The 26,015-nt window shown below is 48.0% G+C and carries 19 protein-coding genes and 1 tRNA gene; 12 read left to right on the forward strand and 8 right to left on the reverse strand.

Going from position 1 to position 26,015, the window contains the following annotated elements; translation table 11 throughout:
* Positions 1-168: 168 nt before the first annotated feature.
* The 3 genes from trxB (at position 169) to bshB1 (ending at position 3,215) form a co-directional block, all read left to right on the forward strand.
* Positions 169-1,125 carry a thioredoxin-disulfide reductase gene (gene trxB, locus IE117_RS18500; RefSeq protein ID WP_189566006.1) on the forward strand — a complete coding sequence of 319 codons (957 nt, stop codon included), beginning with the start codon at positions 169-171 and terminating at the stop codon, positions 1,123-1,125.
* A gap of 139 nt (positions 1,126-1,264) precedes the next feature.
* Positions 1,265-2,347 (forward strand): M23 family metallopeptidase, encoded by a 1,083-nt coding sequence (locus IE117_RS18505; protein WP_189566007.1) that lies wholly within the window; start codon positions 1,265-1,267, stop codon positions 2,345-2,347.
* A 133-nt stretch (positions 2,348-2,480) separates the two neighbouring features.
* Positions 2,481-3,215 (forward strand): bacillithiol biosynthesis deacetylase BshB1, encoded by a 735-nt coding sequence (bshB1, locus tag IE117_RS18510; protein WP_189566008.1) that lies wholly within the window; start codon positions 2,481-2,483, stop codon positions 3,213-3,215.
* Between the two features lie 34 nt (positions 3,216-3,249).
* On the opposite strand, the gene pdxH is transcribed toward bshB1, so the two are convergent.
* Positions 3,250-3,891 carry a pyridoxamine 5'-phosphate oxidase gene (gene pdxH, locus IE117_RS18515; RefSeq protein ID WP_189566009.1) on the reverse strand — a complete coding sequence of 214 codons (642 nt, stop codon included), beginning with the start codon at positions 3,889-3,891 and terminating at the stop codon, positions 3,250-3,252.
* A 98-nt stretch (positions 3,892-3,989) separates the two neighbouring features.
* On the opposite strand from pdxH, the gene IE117_RS18520 reads away from it, so the two are divergent.
* On the forward strand, positions 3,990-6,533 hold the full coding sequence (locus IE117_RS18520) for a DUF349 domain-containing protein (protein ID WP_229581132.1): 2,544 nt from the start codon (positions 3,990-3,992) through the stop codon (positions 6,531-6,533).
* Between the two features lie 108 nt (positions 6,534-6,641).
* A tRNA-Thr gene (locus IE117_RS18525) sits at positions 6,642-6,714 on the forward strand.
* Between the two features lie 342 nt (positions 6,715-7,056).
* Here IE117_RS18525 and IE117_RS18530 read toward each other — a convergent pair.
* The 5 genes from IE117_RS18530 to IE117_RS18550 all read right to left on the reverse strand — a co-directional run bounded on the left by IE117_RS18530 (position 7,057) and on the right by IE117_RS18550 (position 15,719).
* Positions 7,057-8,766 (reverse strand): RNA/DNA-binding domain-containing protein, encoded by a 1,710-nt coding sequence (locus IE117_RS18530; protein ID WP_229581134.1) that lies wholly within the window; start codon positions 8,764-8,766, stop codon positions 7,057-7,059.
* 76 nt (positions 8,767-8,842) lie between these two features.
* On the reverse strand, positions 8,843-11,803 hold the full coding sequence (locus IE117_RS18535) for a type I restriction endonuclease subunit R (protein WP_189566011.1): 2,961 nt from the start codon (positions 11,801-11,803) through the stop codon (positions 8,843-8,845).
* A 30-nt stretch (positions 11,804-11,833) separates the two neighbouring features.
* Positions 11,834-13,090, reverse strand: coding sequence for a restriction endonuclease subunit S (locus IE117_RS18540; RefSeq protein WP_189566012.1), 1,257 nt, complete (start codon positions 13,088-13,090; stop codon positions 11,834-11,836).
* The gene (locus IE117_RS18545; RefSeq protein ID WP_189566013.1) at positions 13,087-14,013 is read right to left on the reverse strand and encodes a DUF5655 domain-containing protein; all 927 of its coding nucleotides are present in this window, start codon (positions 14,011-14,013) and stop codon (positions 13,087-13,089) included. Before IE117_RS18545 ends, IE117_RS18540 begins: the two co-directional genes overlap by 4 nt.
* Entirely contained in the window at positions 14,010-15,719 is a 1,710-nt protein-coding gene (locus IE117_RS18550) for a type I restriction-modification system subunit M (RefSeq protein WP_189566014.1), read from the reverse strand. Before IE117_RS18550 ends, IE117_RS18545 begins: the two co-directional genes overlap by 4 nt.
* Before the next feature lie 310 nt (positions 15,720-16,029).
* Here IE117_RS18550 and IE117_RS18555 point away from each other — a divergent pair, with 310 nt between their 5' ends.
* From IE117_RS18555 to IE117_RS18565, 3 genes are all read left to right on the forward strand, one after another.
* Positions 16,030-16,725 carry a DUF1361 domain-containing protein gene (locus IE117_RS18555; protein ID WP_189566015.1) on the forward strand — a complete coding sequence of 232 codons (696 nt, stop codon included), beginning with the start codon at positions 16,030-16,032 and terminating at the stop codon, positions 16,723-16,725.
* A gap of 56 nt (positions 16,726-16,781) precedes the next feature.
* Entirely contained in the window at positions 16,782-17,429 is a 648-nt protein-coding gene (locus IE117_RS18560; protein WP_189566016.1) for a hypothetical protein, read from the forward strand.
* A gap of 69 nt (positions 17,430-17,498) precedes the next feature.
* The gene (locus IE117_RS18565; RefSeq protein ID WP_189566017.1) at positions 17,499-17,795 is read left to right on the forward strand and encodes a winged helix-turn-helix domain-containing protein; all 297 of its coding nucleotides are present in this window, start codon (positions 17,499-17,501) and stop codon (positions 17,793-17,795) included.
* Between the two features lie 5 nt (positions 17,796-17,800).
* Here IE117_RS18565 and IE117_RS18570 read toward each other — a convergent pair whose 3' ends face one another.
* Positions 17,801-18,919, reverse strand: coding sequence for a D-TA family PLP-dependent enzyme (locus IE117_RS18570; RefSeq protein WP_189566018.1), 1,119 nt, complete (start codon positions 18,917-18,919; stop codon positions 17,801-17,803).
* 89 nt (positions 18,920-19,008) lie between these two features.
* Between IE117_RS18570 and IE117_RS18575 the strand changes: the two genes are divergently transcribed.
* The 4 genes from IE117_RS18575 to IE117_RS18590 all read left to right on the forward strand — a co-directional run bounded on the left by IE117_RS18575 (position 19,009) and on the right by IE117_RS18590 (position 24,824).
* The gene (locus IE117_RS18575) at positions 19,009-20,487 is read left to right on the forward strand and encodes a sulfatase family protein (RefSeq protein WP_189566019.1); all 1,479 of its coding nucleotides are present in this window, start codon (positions 19,009-19,011) and stop codon (positions 20,485-20,487) included.
* A gap of 128 nt (positions 20,488-20,615) precedes the next feature.
* Positions 20,616-22,331, forward strand: a complete 1,716-nt coding sequence (locus IE117_RS18580) for a GMC oxidoreductase (protein ID WP_189566020.1) — start codon at positions 20,616-20,618, stop codon at positions 22,329-22,331.
* A gap of 143 nt (positions 22,332-22,474) precedes the next feature.
* Positions 22,475-23,011, forward strand: a complete 537-nt coding sequence (locus IE117_RS18585; protein WP_189566021.1) for a gluconate 2-dehydrogenase subunit 3 family protein — start codon at positions 22,475-22,477, stop codon at positions 23,009-23,011.
* A 97-nt stretch (positions 23,012-23,108) separates the two neighbouring features.
* A complete protein-coding gene (locus IE117_RS18590; RefSeq protein WP_189566022.1) occupies positions 23,109-24,824 on the forward strand; it encodes a GMC oxidoreductase in 1,716 nt (571 codons plus the stop codon).
* Positions 24,825-25,011: 187 nt separating this feature from the next.
* Here the strand turns inward: IE117_RS18590 and IE117_RS18595 are convergent, their stop codons facing one another.
* Positions 25,012-25,872, reverse strand: coding sequence for an NHL repeat-containing protein (locus IE117_RS18595; RefSeq protein WP_189566023.1), 861 nt, complete (start codon positions 25,870-25,872; stop codon positions 25,012-25,014).
* Positions 25,873-26,015: the final 143 nt, after the last annotated feature.

Raw genomic sequence — 26,015 nt, forward strand, 5'->3', positions numbered from 1 at the left:
CTGGTTTTTGTTCGTTTATGGATGAGTTTGTTCTAGGTTTGGCCCGAGATACGTCATCGTTCCATTCTTTGCAGTTGCTCTGAAACAGATTTTTAAATTACTTGGATAACAAACGATTGGCAAACAGTCACATTCCCAATTGTTCTTCATCCATTGTCCATTGAATATATGTCTCCTGAAAAAATTGATTGCCTGATCATCGGATCGGGACCCGCCGGCTATACGGCTGCCATTTACGCCTCTCGGGCAGGCCTGAAGCCCGTCCTGTACACAGGCCCTCAGCCTGGCGGCCAGCTGACCATCACGACCGACGTTGAAAACTACCCCGGTTACCCCGATGGTGTTACTGGTCCGGAAATGATGATGGATTTTGAGAAACAAGCCAAGCGCTTCGGTACCGACGTGCGGTACGGCATGGCCACTTCCGTCGACTTTTCCGGCGGTCAGCACAAAGTGACGATCGACGAAAAGTACGTAATCGAAGCTGAGGCAGTTATTATTTCCACGGGTGCTTCTGCCAAGTGGCTCGGGCTTCCGGGTGAAGAGCGGCTGAATGGCAAAGGCGTTTCGGCCTGTGCGGTTTGCGACGGTTTCTTCTTCCGCGGACAGGATGTGGTGGTAGTTGGTGCCGGCGACACTGCGGCCGAAGAGGCCAGCTACCTCGCCAAACTCTGCCGTAGCGTGACTGTTCTGGTACGCCGTGATGAGATGCGGGCGTCCAAAATCATGCAGAAGCGCCTCATGTCCCTGACAAACGTAGAGATACTGTGGCATACGGAAACTGTCGAACTACTGGGTGATGAAGAACTGGAAGGTGTAAAAGTCATGAACAACCAGACAGGCAAAGAGCGTATTCTCGACGCTACCGGTTTCTTTGTGGCGATTGGCCATAAGCCTAATACTGATATTTTTAAAGGCCAGATCGATATGGATGCGGCCGGCTACATCAAAACTGTAAAGGGAAGCACCTACACCAACGTACAGGGAGTCTTTGCCTGTGGAGATGCTCAGGATGTCATTTACCGGCAGGCCGTAACGGCCGCAGGAACGGGCTGCATGGCGGCTCTCGACGCTGAACGCTACCTGGCCGAACACGAAATGATGGTTGAACCGCAAGTAATGTAATCACAACGCAGCAGGATACGCTCCTGCTGTTTTTTTGTTGGAAAATATCGGGATGGTAAGGAACAATTCTTTTTTGTTCCGGCTGTTTTATTCATACTTACTTCAAGGCTGCCGGCTGTCCGGTAGCGAAAGAATTTATATGAAATTAAAATTTTTTGTTTGCCTTCTCTGGGCAATGGGGGCTTTGGTGCTGAATGCCCAGGCTCAGGAGCGTGGAAAATTCCGCAAGAATCCAAAAATAAATCAAAACAACACGTCGACGGCCAACCCGAACTTCCAAACGGCCGAACCGCAACGAGAGCCGGAAGCCGATTTTAAGGTCGAGACCTCAAACATTCAGTTCCAAAGCCAATTCGAACCGGTAAAGCCGCTCAATCCCGTGGTGAGTGAAGATACCAGTACTATCGACGAAGGAGAACCCGAGGTGCTGTTGGAAGTGGATTCGATGCAAATCGGCGACGAATGGGTCAAAATTGCTGAATACTATGTCATTTGGGACGAGCGTACCATTGACCCGTACAGCATGAACCCGCTGGAATTTGACGAAACAATTGATTTGAAATTGTTTGATCCGGCCGAAAACCGATTCTGGAACACGCCCGTCGAAGTACCGCGAATTACTTCCAATTTTGGTTACCGTTGGGGACGCTGGCATACAGGAACCGACATTGATCTCGAAACCGGCGACCCGGTGTACAGCACCTTCGATGGTATCGTTCGCGTAGTGGGCTGGGATGGCAATGGCTATGGCCGCTTCGTTATGGTGCGCCACTACAATGGCCTGGAAACACTGTATGGCCACATGTCGAAGCAGTTGGTTGAGTCCGGACAAATCGTGAAAGCCGGGGATATCCTTGGTTTGGGAGGTAGTACCGGTCGCAGTTCAGGGTCGCACCTTCATTATGAAAACCGCTACGAGGGTAATCCGTTTGACTCCAATAATATCTTCGACTGGCCCAAACAGCAGGTCCGTTCCGACCATTTTACCTTGACTGCCAGTGTGTACGATTATTTGCGTGGCGGACGTTCAACCTCGAAAAGCGAGTACGAAGCTGGCGAAAAGCCTGCGTATGTTCGTACGATGCTGCACCGCGTCCGCTCCGGCGAAACGCTGTCATCCATCGCCAGCCGTTATGGTTTGAGTGTCTCATCATTAGCCAAGCTCAACCGTATATCCACTCGCTCCACTCTCCGCATCGGCCAGAAACTCCGGGTTAAGTAGAGGCATGGCATTCGACCAGCTCCTTGATGGGCAAGGATGAACGTTGGACTCGAGTTCATTTACAATTTCATTTATTCTGAGTATTTATTTTTAAAAAGGCCGAAAGTTGAAAGCCGAAAGCCGACTGCCTGCAATGAAATTAGACATCCTGGCTATTGCGGCCCACCCCGACGACGTTGAACTAGGCTGCGCCGGAACCTTGCTTGCCCAAATGGCGCTTGGCAAAAAAGTGGGAATTCTCGATTTGACCCGCGGTGAGCTCGGTACCCGTGGAACGCCCGAAGGTCGGATTCAGGAAGCCAGAAATGCTGCGGATATTTTAGGCATTGAAGTGAGGGATAACGTTGGGTTAGCCGATGGCTTTTTCAAAAATGACGAAGTACACCAGCGCGCCATCATACCGTACATCCGCAAGTACCAGCCCGACATCGTGCTGGCAAACGCGGTGGAAGACCGCCACCCCGATCATGGACGCGGAGGGCAACTGATTTATGAAAGTTGCTTTTATTCAGGATTGCGCATGATCGAAACGTATGATGCGGCCGGAAATCAGCAGGAAGCCTGGCGACCGAAAAATGTCTTTCACATGATCCAGGATCGGTACATTAAACCTGACTTTGTGGTAGACATTACTCCTTTCTGGGAAAAGAAGGTAAGCGCGATGCTGGCCTTTGAAAGCCAGTTCTTTGTGCCCAAAGAAAATCCAATGGATGATTCGGAACCCCAGAGCTATATTTCGAGTCCCGAATTTATGGACTTTATCAAGGCGAGAGCCGAGGAGTTCGGACATGCCATAGGAGTGAAATATGGTGAGGGTTTCACTTCAAGACGTCAATTGGGCGTGCAGGACATATCTGTCTTCTACTGAAATTCTACGCGTAGCCAAATTTCGTGTGCCTTTTTTAAGGCGCCAGTCGTCGGACTACCCATTTTTCATTCCGGAGCTCATAGCGGATACGGTCATGCAGCCGGCTCGGACGCCCCTGCCAGAATTCAATCCAATCGGGAATCAGACGGTAGCCACCCCAGTGCATCGGACGCGGCACCTCTTTATTTGCAAATTGTAGTTCGTATTCCGCCTGTTTTTGCTCCAAAATTTCGCGCGAAGGAATAATTTCGCTCTGGTGCGAAACCCAGGCTCCGATCTGGCTACCCCTGGGCCGCACTGAAAAATATTGGTCAGATTCCAGGTCAGTCACTTTTGAAACCTTCCCCTCAATTCGAACCTGCCTTTCCAAATCCACCCAAAAAAAAGTAAGGCTGGCAAATGGATTGATGGCCAGATCGCGACCTTTTCTACCGTGGTAGTTGGTGTAAAAAACAAACCCTTCGTCATCCAACTCCTTAAGCAACACCACCCGGTTACTGGGGCGACCATCCTCCGATACCGTGCTCAGATGCATGGCATTGGGCTCTGGCACGCCGGCATTCAGCGCATCGTCGAACCAAATTTTGAATTGTGGCAAAGGTGCGTCCGATACCTCGTTTTCGCTCAAACCATTCTTGGTATATTCTTTCCTTAGGTCGGCGATATTATTATCCATGCTTTTCTACTTGATTTTGGCTTGTGTAAGCAAATTTAACCTTTTCAAATAAAGATTGTTAAATTTGTCCTTAAACGACTTACGAAAAACCGAACCCGATGACTCAGCAATCGAACGACGCACCAGACAAACAGGAAGAAACCCAAAAAGCAAACCAAGCCGACGTTTCTAAATCAGTAGAGGAAACCAATCCGACTCCAGAGAGTACGAATGAACTTTCTGCCGCGAAGCCAGAAGAGGCGGAGGCCCAAACACCGGACCTCCAGCTGGCTAATGACGATGGTACGGATGAAATTGAAACTGACAAACTGGTGCCGCCCATTGATTCTTCACATGACGATATGGTACACACTAAGACGTTGGATGAATTAGGGGAAGAGACGCATGTAGCGATTTCGGGTACTGTGGACGAAAACCCTGAATTGCTTGGCAAAGCCTACGAAATGGCCGAGGCCGCTGCCGACCATGAGTCCGTTCAGCCAGTAACGGACGAAACCGATGCAGATTCGTCTGAGGCATCTGAAGAAGCTGCCGTAGCGATTTCCGGTGTTCCTCACGAAAATCCTGAGCTGCTGACGAAAGCATACGATCTGGCTGAAAACGCTGCAGATCGCAACAAGCCCGAATCTGAAACAGAATCAACTACCGATTCAGGCCCGTCTGCCGATATACCTAAGGGTGCTCAATCAACTGCCGATGAGCAAGATAACGAAGGGGTTGCCTCGCCTGAAGCAGCGCCTGCTGATGCCTCGGTTCCCACTGATGAATCCTCAGAAAATGACGAGGAGGACGATGACGACGATGATAACGCGACAACCGATGACTCGGATGAAGACGACGAGGATGATTCGGACGACAGTGAGGAGCTTGATTATGCCACGGCCACCAAAGAAGAACTGGCGGCTGCCCTAGAAAAAGAACTGGCTGTGATATCGGCAACTGGGGTTGGTATGAAACAGATCAAACGGATCGATGGGGTAGTGAAGGAAGTTCGCCCGGTGCTCACTCAGATGAAACGCACTGAATGGGATGCCGCCAAGGAAAAATATGTGGCCGATACCGGTTCTGAGGACGGATTTGAATACACCCATGATGCGCAGACATCACAGGTTGAAAATCTGTTAAAAGAAATCCGAGCGAAAAGGAAAGCATTTTTCCAGGATCTCGACAAGAATCGCGATCAGAATTTTAACCAGAAAACTGAACTACTGCAGCGGCTGCGTGAGCTGGTGGACACTGATGACAGCCAGGAGGTCGGAGCGGCGGATATCAAAAATAGCTGGGAGGAATTCAAGAAAATTCAGGAAGAGTGGAAGCAGGCAGGCAATGTCTCTTCGGCCCACAATGGTACTCTCTGGGCCACCTACAATGCGTTGGTCGATCGGTATTTCTCCAACCGGAACATCTACTTTGAATTAAAAGAGCTCGACCGAAAGAAAAATTCCGACCTGAAAGTAGAGCTTTGCGAAAAGATCGAAGCCCTGGTCAAGACGCTGGAAGAGCGCCCAATGAGTCGTGAGATTCTCAAGGAAGGCAACGAAATTTTCGAGGAATATAAGCATGTAGGTCCCGCGCCACGTGAGGAGCAGGAGTTGCTTTGGGGGCGGTTCAAAGAGTCGCTCGATGCCTTGTACGACGCTCGCCGTGCCCAGTACGAAGAGCAGAAAAAGTCCATGGTGGAGATTTATGAGAAAAAGTCAAAAATCTATGAAACCATCATTCCTTACACGACATTCTCGTCGGGCAGTATCAATGAATGGAATGCCAAGACACGCGAAATCATCGCTTATCAGGAAGAATGGCAGTCCATAAAAGGTCCGATGCCGCGGGGTGAGGGTAAGGATTTGAGCAAGAAATTCTGGGGATCGCTGAAAACTTTTTTCAACAATAAGAGCGAATTTTTCAAGCAGCTGGAGGCTAAGCGTGAAGTAAACCTTAAGGCTAAACAAGATCTTTGCGCGCAAGTCGATCAAATTCTGGAATCCGGTGAGGATAATGCGGCAAACACCCAGCGAATCATCGAACTTCAGAAACAATGGAAGAGCATCGGCCAGGTACCGGAGAAGTTTAAGAACTCAATTTACAAACGCTTCAAGGAGGCCTGCGATGCGTACTTTAACAACAAGCGTAGCAAGCATAAAGAGCAGGATAAGGAGTTTGAGGAAAACTTGGCCCAAAAAGAGGCGCTCTGCGATCGCATAGAAAAGGCTGCCGCTGATCCCGGCGACTCGACATTGGCCAACCTGAATGATTTTAAGGCAGAGTGGGCCAAAATTGGCTTCGTTCCCCGTAAGGCCATGCAGAAGATTCAGAAACGGTACATTGACGCTGTCAATTCTTATGTTGGCTCACTGGGCAAGCTTTCGAGCAAGCAGAAAGAGCAGGTAATTCTTGAAAGTGAGGTGGCCATGGTGAGAGAGGGCGATAGCAGTCGAAACCTCAACCGCAAGGAGAGTGATATCCGCCGCAAAGTCACGCAACTGGAAAACGATATTGCATTGTGGGAAAACAACATTGAGTTCTTCGCAAAATCTAAATCTGCCGACAAAGTGAAGGCTCAGTTTGAAGAGAAAATAAAAAAGGCCTCCGAAGAGCTTGAAGCATTGAAACACCAACTGACTGTAATTCAGGAGGCGATTTAATAAACTCAGCAGCGCAACTAAATATTTCTTGTATTTAGTTGCGCTGTATGATTTCAAGTACTACTTTTGCCCCACGATAAATCGTCACCAGGCGATCAATTGTAACAAGCCTCCATAGCTCAGCTGGTAGAGCAACTGACTTGTAATCAGTAGGTCGTTGGTTCGATCCCGACTGGAGGCTCTTAAAAATCAAGCACTTATGAGATAAAACTCGTAAGTGCTTTTTTATTTGATACACAAAATTGATTTGATTTACTCAGACTTATACTGTTCTGTTTAGTTCTGTGCTGTTCTGTGCTGTTCTGTGCTGTTCTGTGGAATTTTGTAGAGTTTTGTGGAATTCTGTGTATCGTGAAATCTTCTTTTAATGTTCCTAGATTGATTTCTAACAGTTTATTCCAGCTTTAAAAGTTGCTCTAAATCTTGTTAAGCAATATACTTACCTCTATTTCTCTTATTGTTCTTGTATTTGTTTTATCTCTCTGCTTTATCATTTGTGGAATTCTCCAAATTCTTTGTGGAATTATTGATCTTTGTATTTCTCGTTCAACATATCTACTACTTTACTCATCTTATCTTCTGAAATAGTGATTCTCTCATTTAGCGAGTAAGTTGTTCCTGAACCTTTACCCTCTTTCATCAAAATAGCATCTTCTACAAGCTTATCCACTAAATACTTAACCTGTTCACGATTTAGCGCCTTGTTAAAGGACTTAACGAACACCCCCATTTTTACCTTCTTGCTTTTCTCAGCTACTTCAACAATGATCTTCACTTCTTCAAGCAGATAGGTTCCAATAGACGGAGATTGTTCATCTCTAACTAGCTTCTGATAGAAATCGCCGAGTACTAATCGAGAATGAGTACTCCTTATGAGTCTCTCATTTACCAGCTTCCCAACAACGACGGGATTCAAATCAGCTTGGTGTCCATCTCGTATTTTTGCGAGTGTGATTATATCATGAACACCAAGTTTGTTGTCCTCATTACGCTCTTTTTGTGTGTTAAAAATAAAAATGTAAAAAGCAGGGTTCGAGATTTTTCCGTCCAGAGTAAGGGAAACCTGGAAGAGGTCTGATTCTGAGTAATCGGGAGTTGGTTTACCTTCTGAAAGGGTTAAGGAGAATATCTTATCTACTCCCTGACCTGAACGCTCTACCAAACCAGTTTTGAGCAATATTTCAGATAACAAACGGCTTCTAGGGGTACTATTGATCGTCAAGATATTTTCCAGCGTTACCCCTTTAGGAAATCCACCCGGATTGGTTATGGTTATTTTTGAAGGAAACTGTTTGATAACTGTTTCAGATGTAAGACTATAATCTCGATGCGCAATAGCGTTCAGTAGCGATTCGCGAATAACCTCTTCATTAAAGAAAGGTACTGAATAGATGTAAGGTCCACTTCTGATTGAAGCGTTACTATTTCGTATCTCTGACCAAATCTTCTCGATTCCTATAAACAGAGCATCGTCTACCTCAACACGCCAATCGTGAGGAATGGATGTTTCTGAATCTCTAAATTCTATGATGATTCTAGCTTGGGGAAGATACTTTCTGATTGCAGTCTGAGTTCCCAATAGAATCAATGCGGCATATGTCAGTTTGTTATCCCGACTCAAATCCAAATCGGAGAGAATCTGTTCATCAGACAAAGTTCTAAAACCAGAATTTTTCTGTTTCAAGGCGTATTTGTCCTTCAAAATACCGATAGCACTCTTGTCCAGATCAGTTATGGAAAGACCATCACATATTTTTGCGGAGAAGTCGGGTTCTGTCTCAGAAAGTATTTTAAACATCTCCTCGTCTGACATATTGCGCAGACTTTCACCTATACGCATGAGTGGTACTCCTTCAAACTTGATCAGTTTACCAACTGGACGAGAAGGTACTGTTACCACTAAAACTCTCATTGAATCTTCGTATAGCTCTTTGAGGTCTATACGAATATGAATGCGCTTATAGACTTCATCCTCTAACTGCCCAAGTTCACCTTCCCCAAAGTTGGTACCTACAACCTTGTGGGGATATGGGTCAGTCATACCAAGTACTAGTGTTCCACCACGCTCATTTGCGAGTGCTACGACATATCCCAGAAAACATTTCCGTCTTTCAATTTGATCGGTATGTTGTCCTCCTGCAAAAGGAAAATTCCTTTTAGCTTCCTTGAACTCAACTTTATCTTCTGATTCTTTCAGACGTTTGAGTCGTTCTAACGTAATGTCCTCACTCACTTTTGACAAATCTTGATGATCAATACAATTAGTTGAATTATAGCAAATTGGTATTATAGTAGTGATACAGAATACCTCACTCCCCTTTTTGCCTTCGATAGTGATTGTACATCACATCCGAGATGATAGGTTTCCGCTCAGGTGATTCTACCGTGCGGAAAAAGTCGAAGTTGTCATTGACGTATTCCAGGAAGAGTTTGCTCATCATTTCATCCCAGTACTTGCGTTTGTTGGTTTCGGAGTTGTCTCCCTTCATTACTTTTTGTAAAGTCTCATCTTCACTCATGCGCTTGTAGACGTTGTTGAGGTGAATGCGATGTTCCTCTGTCAGTCCACTTCCAAAAGTCTCATTCAACTTGTTAATGATAGTGCTGAGTAGTTCCAGTGGTTCTTCTATCATGTTGCCCGTACTACCACTATCTGACATTGGGTCGAGTTCTCCTTTTATGTCTTCCAGGGTGAGTTTCAGTTCACCGATTTTTTGGATGCGTAGTGAATCCAGGTCGATGGAATCGGATAGGTCAATCGGGGTGGAGCTACGGTGGGGTAGTTTCTTTTTGAGGTATTTCAGGTAGATGAACAGTTTTTCGAGTTCTGCGTCCTGAAAGTTGATGACCTGGGTGATGTAGTTGTACAACCGACAGTAGGAGTTGATCAACGACCGGAAATGTTCCTTCTGTTCCTCTGATTCGATCCTTGACCAGTTTTCAACTGCTCCATCAAGGAAGTGAAGCAGCTTTGCGTCGGACTCCCGTTCTGAATAGAACAGCTTGCAGAATTCCTCTACCTCGTACTTGGTAAACAGGTTGAACCCCCTGATTTCGGTTTCCAGTTCGTAGAGTTTGTATGAGTCAGTTTCTCCGGTGAGAATCGTGGATTCGTAGAAGGGTTGGAATGCGTCAATAATCTCTTCCGGTTCATTCACAAAGTCCAGTACGAAGGTATCGGTCTTCCCCTTCATGGTGCGATTCAATCGGGAAAGGGTTTGTACGCATTGTACTCCACCCAGTTTTTTATCCACAAACATCGAATGAATCATCGGTTCGTCAAATCCGGTCTGGAATTTACTGGACACGATCAGAATCCGGTACATGGGATCTTTCAAACCATCAGGAATACTTACCGCGTTTTGAAGTCCATTCTCCGTATTCAACGAGTGTTCCGTATGTTCCTTGCCATTGTGCTGAATGGAACCACTGAATGCGACCAGACACGAGTATGGTAGCTGTAATTCGTTCATTTGTTTGACCATCTCCATCTGGAACAACACACAGTGTTTCCGGGAACGAACCACCACCATTGCTCTCGCGCGACCGTTAATCTGCTTTGAGGTATGACTGACGAATTGGTTCAGAATGATAGACACTTTCTGACGAATGGTTTCTTCGTGGGAGTCTACATACGATACCAGTTCACGTTTTACCTTCCCTTCGGGTAGTTCCAGTTCTTCTTCATTAGGATCGTCGGTACGTAGTTTGAACCAGCGTTTGAATTGGGTGAAATGTTCCAGCGTGTCGAGGGTGTACCCTTCCGCGATGGACTGTTTCATGGAATAGGTATGGAACGATTCAAACTGACCCGATTCATTTTTACGACCAAAGATTTCGAGCGTCTTGTTTTTGGGAGTACCCGTAAAACCAAAGAACGAGATGTGTTTCTGTTTTCCCCGACTACCTATTTCCCGTTCGAGTACATCCTGGTAGTCTTCGGGTTCTTCGTCACCGTATTCATTGACGGAGAGTGATTTCTTTAAATTTTTGGAGGATTCACCACTTTGTGACGAATGTACTTCATCGATAATGACCGCGAAGGTTCTTCCACTGAGTTTGGACATCGTTTTTGCAATGACCCCGAATTTCTGAATGGTGGTCACGATGATGTCTTTCCCTACTCCGAGTGATGCTTTGAGTTGGGCCGAGTTTTTATCAATGGTTTTGACTACCCCGGAGGTTTGTTCCAGGTCGGTCAAGGTTTTTTGGAGTTGTTTGTCAAGTACCTTCCGATCCGTCACGACGATGATGGTATCGAACAGTCGGGTAGTATCGGTGGAATTTCTGTAAAGAGAAGTGAGGGTATGCGCTAACCAACCGATGCTATAACTTTTTCCTGATCCGGTGGTGTGTTGAATCAGGTAGTTGTGACCCGTTCCTTCCAGTCTGATTTGGTTTTGCAGTTTACGAATGACATCCAGCTGATGGTACCGGGGAAAGATCAACAGGTCTTTTTTCTTCTCGATAACTCTGTTCTGAATGCTACTCCACTCTTTTTCGGATTCGGTAGTTTCCAGCACGAAGTTTTCGATGATGTCGAGGACTGAGTTAGGCGTCAGAACCTCTTTCCACAGGTACGATACCTTATAATCATCCGGTACGATGGGGTTGACGATTCCTTTATTGTAGGGTAGAAACTTCGTGTCTGCTCCGTTGAGTCGGGTGGACATGCCTACGGTGTCGTTATCTACCACAAAATGAACCAGCAACCTTTTGAATTGTAACAGGGGTTCGTTGTGTGGATTCCGGTCAAACTGGTACTGTTTGATGGCGTGGGTGAGGTTCTGACCCGAGAGTTGATTTTTTAACTCGATGCTGACAATGGGTATTCCATTGATGAACAGCATGAGATCAATGGAATTCTCGTTGTTTTTGGAGTAGTGTACCTGACGTACCACCGACAGACGATTCAGCAGGTACTTCTCCTGGTGTTCGGGATTGAGTCCGGTTTTGGGTTCAAAGTACACCGGGTCCAGGTACACGCCCCGGTCACGTAGTTGATTCCTCAGTACGTGAATGACTCCGTGTTTCTGAATCTCGGATGAAAGTCGTTTGACGAGTTTTTCTTCTGATTGCTCCCCAAACTGTACCTGCCACTTCTCCCATTGGTTGGGTTGGGTATCCTGAATGAACGCGATGAATTCAGATGGAATCAGACCCAGATCACGATCATACAGGGTGTGGTGAACCGATGCATACTTTAAACCTCCTGCCCCGGTGGTGGTAAGGTAGTTTTCGATGTGGTCCTCGAAGCGTTTTTCGGTCATTATGTGGTGAGGGGAAGAGGTTGAGGGATTTTAAGTATCGAGTACGCAGATTTTACCCGTGACTACTTCGGAGATCAGACTTTGGCGGTATTCTTTCAAGAGATCTATTTTTTGTTCTTCCTGCTGAATGGTTTGGTCGATGAGTTGGGTTTGCTCGTCAAGGTAAGTGACTATTGCTTGTTGTTCGGAATAAGGTGGAACTGGAATATCTAGGTTCTGAATCCTTTCAACGGATAAACCTGGTTGTGCGGATGCCAATGAATACTGATTTAAATTCATCATTCTTAGCAATTCACCCAACCAGGTAGTTTCATAACTACCTTTTAAAGATGCTACTACCGCATGTTCAGATGCCCAAAACTTCCCATTGGCATAATTGATATTTCCACACAACGCACCTTGTCTTCCTATTAAAACATAGTGACCCTCATGTGTGTAGGAGGTAGTGAAACCTCTGAGACCATTTCCACCGTAAACCGCATAATCTCCTACCTCGTCAATAGAATCTGAGGTAATCGAATTTCCACTCTGTAATCCTGCCACAAATTTCAATTTCATTAATTTCCAATGGCTAGGTATTAAGCCTAAATCAACTGCTCCACTATCCTTCATCTCCACCTCGGGATCAAGACCTTTGGTGACGACGTGTTTGATGAGCGCAGTGCGTTTTTCTTTGAGTAGTTGAATTTTCTCCTGTTTCTTTTTGATCAGGTCGTCAATCAGGGTAGTTTTTTCATCGAGGTAGGTGACGATGACTTGTTGTTCAGGGAGAGGGGGTACTATGATTTTTATATTTTCAATCACTCCCATACCTATATTAGGCTGGGTACCGAAACTCCACCCTAGTTCAACAAACCTTCTAAAATATGCCGACTGGATAGATAAAAATGCGAATCGTGGAGTTATCTTGTTTGTATCAGATCGAACAATACATAAAGGCGACCAAATATTGAAATCCTCGTCAGTTTCAACGATTGTGGATTTTCCAGTGGTCGAACCGGATTTCACAATGAATATATCATCCTTTTGAGGTTTGCACTTTTTTGAGTACACCTCATGCAATTCTGGCGATATATAGCCTCTTTTCTTGTCAAAATCTAATTTTCCATTTTGAACACTTTCTACTGATAAAAATGGAATTCCCTCGTCCAAAAATTCAGGAGTTTCATGTGGGCCATCGGTAACCTTTGTTGTAACTAAATTTTTTATTGAAGTAAGATTAAAATGTTCAGGAATTTTCCCAATCCACTCAACCCCCGAATCTTTATAGTTACTGTACTTCCTCATGCTAATTTTTTCTTGTAGGATTGATTAATTAGAAACATGACATAATCAAGGTCAGTATCCTGTTGGATATTAAAATAGTAATCTCCCTCACCCACATGTAAAGCATCCTCGTCAAAAAGAATGGAAAAACCAGAAGGATCTTGTAAAGTACCCCTCCTCATGTTGAGGACGCAATACAAGCCTTCATTATGAATCGATACTCCCAAAATGGGGTACTTTCTCTGAAAACTGACTATACGTTTTTTGGGTACTACTTCCACTTCACCCAAATTCAGTACCCGATCTCTTAGCTTTTTATAGATTTCCACCACCCATTCTGGTCTCGATTTGCTTTTATTAAGTAATGACTCCTCTGTATGTACGGTAACCTGCTGTGTTACTTTAAGAACTACATCTTCCTTCGATTTTGAGGTAGCAGTAATACTTTCTTTCGAAGTTGTTTTGTGCTGGTTCAGTCCAATTAGCCCATTCACGTACCTTTTTATTTCCCAGAGTTCAAAGGGTACGTCCTTAAAATCGACCGATGTTTTTTGATACTCCGTGAAATACGGCGAAATGAAAATCACTTTCGATTGCGTCCAGTCTACTTCGTTCTTTTTAAGGGTAATACCGCAATGGTCGTGGTATTCCAGAATGAAATCTGCTTTGTTGTTCAGCAGAATGGACATGTAGGTGTACCCCTGGTCAATCACCGAGAAATTACGCTCCCTCTTGTACTCGATAATGACGAACGATTTGTTTTCCTGATCGTACGCCAGGGTATCCAGTCGAAAATTCTTGATTGGGAGTTCAGACTTGACGAATTCCAGGTTGAAGAGTTCGTCCAGATTGTTCTCTACCAAAGTCTGAATCTCCTTCTCTAACTTAAAAGAATGGTTGTCAACACTTTTCAGTCGATTCCCGTCGATGGTGTAGAGTTTCATTGTCCAATCAGTTTCGCCATCAGACCATCACTCTCTTCCTCCAACCGTAACAGATCCTGCGTAATCTCATGCAGACTGCGTAAGGGTTTGTACTGGTAGAAGTACTTGGTGAAGTTGATCTCGTACCCCACCTTGTTTTTATCCGTTTCCATCCAGGCATCCGGTACGTGAGGAAGTACTTCCTTCTCAAAATACGCGTCGATGTCGGTCTGTAAAGGAATGCGCTCGTAGTCCCGTAACGAAGAATCAGCTTTGGGTTGTTTCTTCTTTTTATCCATTATCACCTTACCCGCTTCATTGCGCTGGGGACGTTCGATGGTCACTTTGGTAAACCCGAAGTACTCATTGGGGTATATTTTCGAAACTTCTGATTCTTTAAAGGATTGGTAGATTTCCAATAGGCTTTCCCGTTGCGAATCAGTGATGAACTTACGTTTACTCCCCAACGATTTCTTCATGGTACCATGAAAACCCGTCGCGTCGATGAGTTGTACTTTTCCTTTCCGGTGCGGTTTCTTGTTGTTGGTCACAATCCAGATGTAGGTACTTATTCCGGTATTGAAGAACAGTTGATCGGGTAGGGCGACAATCGTTTCCAACCAGTCGTTCTCGATGATCCATTTCCTGATTTCTGATTCTCCACTTCCGGCATCACCCGTAAATAGTGGTGAACCATTGAACACGACTCCAATACGGCTACCCCGTGGTTCCATCTTGGAAATCATGTGTTGCAAAAACAGCAGGGAACCATCGGAACTACGGGGAGTACCCACGAAAAAACGACCATTGGGATTCTGTGACTCAGAAACCACAAATTCCTGTTCTGACTTCCAGCTGACTCCAAATGGTGGATTGGTAATCATGTAGTCGAATCGAAAACCCTGAAACTGATCTTCCGAAAGCGATGAACCCAAACGTATGTTACTGGGATTCTCGGCGGTGATCAACATGTCCGATTTACAGATCGAATAGGTCTGGGGGTTGAGTTCCTGACCATACAGACGAAGGTCAATGTTAGGATTAGTGTTTTCAACTACCCATTCTTTCCCAATCGTGAGCATACCACCCGTACCACAACAGGGATCGTAGATACTCCTGATTTTTCCTTCCCCCATCAGATCGTCCCGGTTTTCACCAAACACAAAAGATACCAGCAGCTTCACCACATCACGCGGGGTGTAGTGTTCTCCACTGGTTTCGTTACTCATCTCCGAGAACTTCCTCAGCAGTTCTTCAAATACCAGACCCATTGTGTGGTTATTCACGACATCAGGGTGCAGGTCAATTCCCTTGAACTTACTAATAAGGAGGTAAAGCCGATTATTCTTTAACAACTTATCGACAGGTTTCTCTAACTGGAAGTTGTCAATGATTTCCAGCACGTTTTTAGAGTACCCGTTGAGGTAGTTCTGAAAATTGAGTTTGAGACTATTGGCCGTCAAACGGGAAAGATCAAACTGAGAGTAGTTGAAGAAGTTTAGTCCGATGAAACTCTGAATAATAGGAGTGGGGTCATCAATCTTGTCTTTGTACTGATTCCAGAGCGCGTGAACCTCGTCTTTCTGGGGTTCGAGTACGCAATCCAGTCTTCGGAGTACTACAAATGGGAGAATGACATCCCCGTATTCATGCTGTTTGAAGAGTCCGCGCAATACATCGTCGGCAACATTCCAGATAAAGGAGGAGATTTCCTGGTGGGTATTCATCAGTGTGGTTTGGTAGAAAGTCTAAATAGGGATACAATATAGCAAGAAAGCACAGCAGGACTGATAACGGAAAGCATGTCTGATACCAAATTTCACTACCGGGGTCAGGATTTACGCTTAATAAATTTGTGAATGAACCAAATCGAATGCCTACATATTTAAAGCTTTACTCGTGCTTTCCCCCGTAGAAACGAAGTTTGTTAACAGAAATATTCGGCTATCCGTAAAAAAGGATATCAGGCTATTTGCAACTTTGCATTTTTCTTTTCTACTTTGCCACACAAAGTACTTTCATAAAAACAAAACTACCATGGAAATTCCCGTACCCTACCTGCTCCGCTACATTTACCGGAACCCTAAACTACTATTACTAGGCATCGTGTCCGGGATGAGTGTCAGTTTATGGGTGGTCCGGGTCATGGTAACACACGACGGGAACTACCGCTTCATGGTCTGGAATCTGTTTTTGGCTTTGCTGCCGCTGCTGGTCGCCAAAGTTCTCCAGGAACTTGATCAAATCGACCGATTGCCGTTGCTGCCCCGGCTCGCCGGACTAGCGCTTTGGTTATTGCTCGTTCCCAACTCTTTTTACATGATCACCGATCTCATGCACATCAAACACGCCGACCCTGTCACCATCTGGTATGACTCGCTGATGTTTTTTAGCTTTGCGATGACGGGCATGCTGGCGGGTACCTATTCGTGGTACATCATCCACAAGGTGGTGGCCGGAAAGCACGGCCCGGTATTGGCCTGGCTTGGTGTGCTGGCGTCCTCCGTTCTGGTGGCCTTTGGCATCTACCTGGGCCGTTACGGGCGCTGGAACAGCTGGGATATTCTTACCAATCCAATGGCGCTGGGTTGGGCTATCTGGGACAGCGCCCACAACCACCTGGCCCGGCAGTTAACGGTTTCATTCACGTTCTCCCTCTTGCTGGTGTATCTGGCGTTTTATGCGTATTACGAACTGCGGAAGTACGAGATTAATGATAGAATGAGCCAATGATAGAATGGGTGAATACAGGACTCGACTATTTACTCATTCTATCATTCAAAATTAAAATGGAGCCATTACACGAGTTGCAGGAGATCAGGAGTCTCATGGAGCGATCAACCAAGTTTCTTTCGCTGAGTGGCTTGTCGGGTATTGCGATGGGAATGATCGCGCTGGCCGGGGCGGGGGCAGCCTACGACCAATACCAAACCGCCTGGGCGCCCCAGAACGGCACCACCTACTGGAACCTGCGTCCCGGACATCGGCAGGAAATGGCCTTGTTTTTATTTTTGGATAGCCTGTCGGTGCTGGTAGTGTCGCTGACACTGGTCATCGTCCTCACCGCCCGCAAAGCGTATCACCGGGGCATAAGCGTCTGGAATTCGGCCTCCCGGCGTTTGGTCGGCAGCATGGCCGCGCCGCTGGCGGCGGGTGGGGTTTTCTGCGTGGCACTGCTGTTCAGGGGACCGATCATGCTCGTGTTTCCGGCCACGCTGATCTTCTATGGTTTGGCGCTCATCAATGCCGGAAAACATACCTGGAAGGAAGTGACGTACCTGGGCATTACCGAAATAGCACTGGGCTGCGCCGCCATGTTTGTCAACTCTTACGCCGCACTTTTTCTGTTTTGGGTGGCAGGCTTCGGCTTCCTGCACATTCTGTATGGGAGCATTATGTACTTTCGGAGGGAACTCAATGCTGGAATGAGCGAATGACGGTTGGCCGCTGCCATTGAATAAGCGTACTCTGGCGAAGGCAACATTCTATCATTCAAAATTGAAAAAATGATCTGGCTGGAAAAATTCAATAAGGTATTCGAAAGTAAGGTACGGCTGGGTGTAATGTCGGTGCTGGTAGTGAATGAATCGGTTAGTTTCAACGAGTTGAAAGAATTGATGCAGCTCACCGACGGCAACCTGGCCTCGCACCTCCGGGCGCTTGAAGAACTGGGATTTCTGGAAGTGAAAAAGCAGTTCGTTGGTCGGAAGCCGCTAACTACCTACTTGGCTACCATCAAAGGGAAGAAGGCTTTTTCCGAACATTTGGATGCTCTTGAAGCGCTGGTTCGGGGTGAGCAATAAATTTGTCAAATCGTAATCCTGCGTTTCCGCGCCCTGACTTCCCATTCTTCGATTGCCGTACCATTAGTGATAACGGCTGCTGTTTCATGTAAGGCTACCGTGGGGCAGACATGGTAGGGGATAGCATAAAGTAAATCGCCGATCCGGACAGCCTCCCAATTCGATACTTTTATCACGCCGTGCTCCTCGCTTTGACTAACTACCTCGTAGCCTTCCAGATTCAAAAAACGAAACCGGCGGTCGATTGGGTTTTCGGCAGCAACCGCTTTATGACCGAGATCAACCGTAATAATCCCTGATGTGGGTTTGGAGATTACCCGTGTCGCCACGAGTGCCGCGTGTTGGAATGGCTGATCAAGAAATCTGTCGCCATAGCCCCAATCCCAGAGCGGGCAGGTGCCGGGACTGCAGTACACATCTCCCCGCAAGGCATGAACATTGAAGGTTGGGGTACCTCCTGCAATAATCATCGGTTCCTTCAATCCGGCGCTGGTTATTTGTTTCCGAAGCGCCTCGACGGGTGCGAAGTCCGCGTCGCTGTGCCGTTTTCTTTCGGCAAAATCCTCGTCACGAATGTGGCCATCGTATACGTGCAGTCCCTGCAAATCGAGCTGGGGTAGTTCCGAAATGTTTTTATAGAGATTAAGCAGGTTTTCGGACACCGGATAGCCGGAACGGTTCATGCCATTGTTGACATCAATGAAAACATGAAATACTTCCCCCTGAGCCTGAGCATTCAGCATCCGGGCTGATTCCAGCGAATCCACCAGAGAAGCAAAATGAATATCGGGGTACTTTGCTTTCAATGATAACAGCCGCGCCACGTTTGGACCTACCAGCTGGTAGGCGATCAAAACCCAGTTGGCCCCGGTATCTGCCAGCAGTTCGGCCTCGGCGATGGTCGCGCACTTGAATTTGTCAATGCCCACATTCAACTGCATCCGGATGACCTCCCCCATCTTGTGCGTTTTCACATGCGGAACCAGCCGCTTCGGGTCGCCCACTATGTCGATCATGGCGTCGATGTTGGCAGCAACACGATCTTTGTAAATCAACAAACCGGGGGTGAACACCTTTTCAGGATTCTGAATTTCGTACCAGGCGGCGGGAGCAGTAACGTTCAAGAGTAAGTAGGTTTAGGGTTAAAAGGCGTTTTCTGTTAAGCAAAAATAGCTAATTTGACCCATTGAAACCTATTCCGTACCTGACCTCCATGAGATTCCTTTCTGTTCTCCTTTTTGCATTTGTTACCACTTTGGTTTCTGGACAAAGTAAAAATCCGAACATTGTGCTGATCATGGCCGATGACCTTGGCTACGGTGATGTGGGTTATCTCAACCCTGACGCAAAAACCCAAACTCCCCACATTAATGCTTTGGCTAAGGCGGGCATGAGCTTCACAAACGCACACTCGCCTTCGGCGGTTTGTACGCCCACGCGTTACGCTCTGTTGACGGGCCGTTACTCCTGGCGGTCGCGCATGAAGCAGGGGGTATTGCACGGCTATTCGGCTCCCTTGATCGAGCCTGACCGCGAAACCATCGCTTCCATGCTGAAAAAAGAGGGATATGAGACGGCATGCGTGGGCAAGTGGCATCTGGGGCTCGATTGGCAGGCCAAGGATGCCAATGCGAAAGTGGATAAGGGCGGTGTCTACCCCGATGGCAGCAATGTAGATTTCGACAAATCTACCCCCGGCCCCGAACTTGCCGGCTTCGACTACTCGTTTATCATCCCGGCTTCGCTGGACATGGAGCCGTATTGTTTTGTCAGGAACGGTCAGGTACTTGGCTTACCCATGCAGCCTTACGTGGGGGAGCCTGATCTTACCGAAGGCCGTCACATCAACCGCTTCCACCGGGGGGGCGTCATCGCGCAGAATTTCACCATAGAGAAGACCCTGCCCGCCTTCGTGGACGAAGCCGAAGGATTTATTCGGAATAATAAAGACAAACCCTTTTTCCTGTATTTTCCGCTCAATTCGCCGCATACCCCCTGGGTACCCGTGGCCCCGTTCAAGGGTAGTTCGAAGGTTGGGCTATACGGCGATTTTGTGGCGCAAACTGACGATGCCGTCGGGCGCATCGTGGCTTTGCTGGACAGCTTGAGTTTGACCGAAAACACGCTGATTATTTTCACATCCGATAACGGGGCATACTGGCGGCAGCCGGAAATTGATCAGTTTGACCACCGTGCCAACGGTGAATGGCGCGGGATGAAGGCTGATATTTACGAAGGCGGGCACCGGGAGCCATTCTTTGTCAAGTGGCCCGGACAAATAAAGCCAGGCTCTCAAACCGACCAGACCCTATGCCTGACGGACGTATTCGCCTCGGTGGCCGATATTGTCAATGGTACTTTGAGTAAAAATACTGCCGAAGATAGTTTTAACTTCTGGCCTGTCTGGGCTGGGAAAAGTAACAAAGCAGTTCGACAATCGATTATCCATCAGTCAGGCGACGGAATGCTGGCTCTGCGCGAAGGCGACTGGAAATATGTCGAGGCGCTGGGATCCGGAGGCTTCACTGAACCCAAACGGGTATATGTCCAGCCGGGCCAACCTGGCGGACAGCTATACAACCTGTCCTCAGATCCCGGTGAAACGAAAGATCTTGCTGATAAAAATTCTGGTAAGGCCAAAGAGCTGGCGAAAAGACTGTTACATATTAAAAATCAGGGGCATAGTCGCTGAGTGTCGTCATCATTAGGTTAGAAGTTGAAGCTTCTGCAGTCTTTATTAAGTGGACAGGTATTTCGTTGTCCCAATCCGCATTTTATTCAGAAACTCAAATCATTCTTCAATTACCAAATAATCCAAAAGTGGCTAATCTAAACCTAAAAGCGACCCAAGAAAATACTTATGATGCCATTGTAATCGGCTCAGGTGTCACAGGCGGCTGGGCTGCCAAAGAGCTGACCGAAAAGGGCTTGAAAGTCATCATGCTCGAGCGGGGCCGCAACCTTGACCACGTCACGGGGTACGAAAATGCAACAAAACCGCCCTGGGAGTTTCGGTATAACGGCAAACTCACGGAGGAACAAAAGGCGGCACATCCAAAGCTGGCGCGGGATTATCCCTACAATGAGATGACCGAAAGCTACTGGATGGATGATGCTGACTCACTTTACAAAGAAGTGAAACGTTTCGACTGGTACCGCCCCAATATTGTCGGCGGTAAGTCTATTTTGTGGGGAAGGCAGTCGTACCGTTTGTCAGACATCGACTTCGAGGCCAACGCCAAAGAAGGTATTGCCGTCGACTGGCCCATCCGTTATAAAGACATCGCCCCCTGGTACTCCTACGTCGAGAAGCATGTGGGTATTTCGGGCGAGAAGTTGGGCCTTCCCCAACTACCGGACAGCGAGTTTCTGGCCCCGATGGAGATGTTTTGCGTGGAGAAAGAGGTGCGCAAGCGGATCGAGAAGAATTTCCCGGGCCGTACCATGACCATTGGTCGCGTGGCCAACCTTTCCGAAGCCAAAAAAGAACAAATGGGCATTGGCCGTGCCCCTTGCCAGTACCGCGCAAAATGCAATCTGGGATGTCCTTACGGCGCCTATTTCAGTACTCAATCGTGTACTTTGCCGCCTGCTGCAAAAACAGGCCTGCTGACTTTGCGCCCTGATTCGGTCGTGACTAATTTGATTTACGACGAGAATACGAAACGAGCCACGGGTGTTCGCGTAGTGGACTCAGTCTCGATGGATGTCCGGGTGTACCATGCAAAAATCGTTTTTGTATGCGCCTCGGCGATGGCCTCGGCGGCCATTTTGCTCAACTCGACATCCAATCGTTTCCCCAACGGCCTGGGCAACGACTCCGAGCAGCTTGGCCATAATCTGATGGACCACCACTTCCGCACCGGGGCGGGTGGGCAGTGGGAAGGCGATCTGGACAAATACTATTACGGTCGCCGAAACAACGGAATTTACATCCCACGTTACCGGAATATAGGCAACGACAAGCGCGACTACCTGCGTGGCTTTGGTTATCAGGGCGGCGGCAGACGCGGCAACTGGATGCACAATGTGGCCGAACTGAGCTTCGGGGCCGATTATAAGAAGGAAGCCACCGAGCCCGGACCGTGGAGCATGGGACTGGGTGGTTTTGGCGAAACATTGCCCTACTACGAAAACAAAATGTACCTCGACCCCAAGGATACCGATAAATGGGGAATGCCATTGGTGGTGTTCGACGCCGAGTACCATGAGAATGAGTTCAAGATGCGTGAGGACATGGCGAATGATGCTGCCGAAATGCTCGAGGCGGCAGGAGTCAAAAATGTCCGCATTAATAAAGGCGAGTCCTTCATGGGCATGGCCATCCACGAAATGGGCACCGCGCGCATGGGCCGCGACCCCAAGACATCGGTACTGAATGCCAACAATCAGGTTCACGACGTGCCTAATGTATTCGTAACGGACGGTGCCTGCATGACCTCAGCGTCCTGTGTCAACCCTTCGCTGACCTACATGGCTCTTACCGCTCGTGCCGCCGCTTTTGCGGTGAGTGAGTTGAAGAAAAAGAATATTTAGCGCTTCGCTGCTTTAAACTCTAAGCATTAGGCTGTAAGCTCTGTTGATTAATATACACCCAGAAGCATATTCCCTACGGCTTATAGCCTGAAGCACAATTAGTGCAGTCATCCCAAACATCTAATACCTAAAAAAATATGAAAATGAATCGTAGAGAGGCCGTACAACGGATTAGCCTGTTGATGGGTGGTGTCGCTCTGTCCGGACCCGTCGTGTCCGGGATTTTGGGTGAAAAAACACATTTCGGCGATAGCGTTTATGCCACACCTCAGCAGGAAAAGCTTTTGGCCGAACTTGCCGATGTCATAATTCCAACTACCGACACGCCGGGAGCAAAGGCCGCTGGCGCCGAGCAATTCATCATCCGGGTCATTCGCGACTGCCATCCGATGGAAGAGCAGAAAGAATTTTATGCGTCCCTCGACACGTTTGAAAAAGACAGCAAGGCCGCTTTCGGCAAAGGATTCGTGGCTTTGACAAACGACCAAAAGGTGTCGATGGTAAAAAAGCTGATCGAAACGGACAGGAATTTTTTCAAGCGCATGAAAAACTACACCGCCGTTGGGTACTTTACCTCCGAAATCGGGGCCACTCAGGCTCTGGAGTACCTGGAAACCCCTGGTCGGCTGGAAGCTTGCATTCCCATAAAGCCAGGGCAGAAAGCCTGGGCACTGGGGTAAAGATTCTGTTTTAAAATCACCAAATTCTAAGGACGCGATGACGCGAGGAACCACCTTGACGTTGCCGCGTCCTTACAGTTGTTAATCCATCCTTCGAATGGCAAATTTGAATATTAGAGCAACCGAGGAAAACTCCTACGATGCGATCATCATTGGCTCAGGGGTAACCGGCGGCTGGGCGGCTAAGGAACTTACAGAAAAGGGGCTGAAAGTACTGATGCTGGAGCGTGGCCGCAAGCTGGACCACGTTACCGATTATGAGAATGCCACCAAAGCACCCTGGGAATTTGAGCACGCTGGCTTGATGACGATGGAACAAAAGCGGACGCATCCCAAACTGACCCGCGACGGCTTCTACGATGCCACAACGGACGGTTACTGGATGAAAGACGTGGATGCCCTCTACCATGAGGACAAGCGTTTTGACTGGTTCCGTCCCAATATCGTGGGTGGCAAGTCCATTTTGTGGGGGCGGCAGTCCTACCGCTGGTCTGACTTCGATTTTGAGGCCAACGCCAAGGAGGGAATTGCTGTTGACTGGCCCATCCGCTATAAGGACATTGCTCCCTGGTACTCTTATGTGGAAAAACACGCGGGAATTTCGGGTGAGAAACTGGGCCTTCCCCAACTACCCGACAGCGAATTTTTGCCCCCAATGGAGATGTTTTGCGTGGAAAAAGAGGTGCGCAAACGGATAGAGAAAAACTTTCCGGGCCGCACGATGACGATCGGTCGCGTGGCAAACCTATCAGAAGCGCGTAAGGAACAGCTCGGTGTCGGGCGAGCCCCGTGTCAATACCGCAACAAATGCCGCCTTGGGTGCCCTTACGGAGCGTATTTCAGCTCACAGTCGTGTACTTTGCCGCCAGCCGCTGCAACGGGGCTACTCACGCTCCGGCCCGACTCGATCGTGGCAGAGATTCTCTATGACGAGAATAAACAACGTGCTACGGGCGTCCGCGTGGTGGACTCTGAGACGTTGGACGAGCGTGAGTACAGCGCCAAAATTATTTTTGTCTGCGGCTCAGCCATGGCATCGGCCGGTATTTTGCTCAATTCCACATCCAACCGCTTTCCTAATGGATTAGGCAACGATTCGGAGCAGCTGGGGCACAACCTCATGGATCATCACTTCCATGTGGGGGCCAACGGCAAGTGGGAAGGGGATCTGGACAAATATTATTACGGACGCCGTGCCAACGGTATTTATATTCCCCGCTACCGCAACATCGGTAAGGATAAGCGTGACTACGTGCGGGGCTTCGGCTACCAGGGCGGAGGCCGACGGGGCGACTGGAAGCACAATGTCGCTGAGTTGAGCTTCGGTGCTACTTACAAAGATGCGGCCACGAAGCCCGGTCCCTGGACAATGGGCTTGATCGCGTTTGGCGAAACCCTTCCGTATTACGAAAACCGCATGTACCTGCACAAAACTGATAAGGATAAGTGGGGGTTGCCGTTGATTGTGTTTGATGCAGAATTTAAAGAAAATGAAAAGAAAATGCGCATCGACATGGCGAACGATGCCGCGGAGATGCTCGAAACGTCGGGCCTGAAAAATGTGAAACCCTACGATACGGGCTCGTATCCCGGTATGGCCATTCACGAAATGGGTACTGCCCGGATGGGCCGGGATCCCAAAACCTCGGTGCTCAATGCGCACAACCAGATACATGCCGTGCCTAATGTTTTTATGACCGACGGTGCCTGTATGACTTCATCTTCCTGCGTCAACCCTTCACTAACCTACATGGCGCTCACCGCTCGTGCAGCTGACCACGCAGTGAAGGAATTGAAGAAAAAGAATTTGTAAAGGGGCTGATGGCTATCGGCCATCGGCACTTGGCTAAAAAAAGGCAGATTCTGTTGGGTACAGAATCTGCCTTTGTAATTTCCGACCGCCGACCGCCGACCGCCGACCGCCGACCGCCGACCGCCGACCGCCGACCGCCGACCGACTTGTCAGGCTGAGTGGACCGGGCTATCGAACCAGCCGAAGCCTACTTCAACTGGTAGGCAACTACCTTATTCTTGAAGAAAGTGGGTACGTACACGATCTTCTTTGCCGCGTCGTAGCCAATATCGGCCGTATTGCTCTGGATATCCTTGGTGTCCAGCAGCTTGGTCGCAGTGCCGTCTTTCACGTGATAGACCTCGCCGGCCCAGCAGGAAACCAGGTACTCGCCGGGGCTCACTTCCTCGATTCCGTCGGTACTTTTGTCCATACCTTCCGCCAGTGTCGTCACGTTTTTCTGCGCATCGATTTTTTGCAGCTTGCCACTTTCGGTATAGAGTAGCCCATCGCTTACGGCCAGCACGCCATTGGGGTTATCGATGCCTTCGTGGTAGGTCGCAACCGCCCCGTCTTTCAGGGTGTGGATTTTTCCGGTATTCTTGTCGGAAAAGTAAATGGTGCCATCCGAGCCGACTGAAACATCATTGAGTCCGGCGGCCCCGTCCACCGCCATTTTCTTCACGATTTTTCCGGTCGCCAGGTCAATTTGCACTAATTCAGTCAGGTCCGTCACGTAAAGGTTGCCGTCCGTGATGCCCATTCCCTTGGGCGCGCTGAGTCCGGTCACCCAATTGGCGTCGATGATTTGGCCGTCGGTGCCGACTTTCGCCACACCGCCCTTGCCATCTTTATCGCCGCCCTGGCCATCGATGAGCGACACGTACAAAGTACCATCATTAAGCAGTACCGATTCGGGCGTCATAAGCGTGGTATCCGTGGCCCAGATTTGTTCCAGCGAAGCCTCTGCCACGGTGGTGGAATCCATGCCGTCGCCTTCGTCATTTTTCGTGTCACAGGAGGCCAGCAGTCCTAAGGAGGCCAGCAGGATGAAGGGTTTAATGTTCATAGTTTTGGGTAGTTTGGTTAAAAAAAAATGGAAATTGTGGTGTTAAAGCTTACAAAGGGACGGGAAGCGATTATCTAATCTGTTTAGAAATCCAATTCCTGATTCCTTAACATTTGGTAGTTTGGCAGTTAAACACAAATTCT

Origin of the sequence: Persicitalea jodogahamensis (assembly GCF_014651615.1) — a bacterium.
GTDB lineage: Bacteria > Bacteroidota > Bacteroidia > Cytophagales > Spirosomataceae > Persicitalea > Persicitalea jodogahamensis.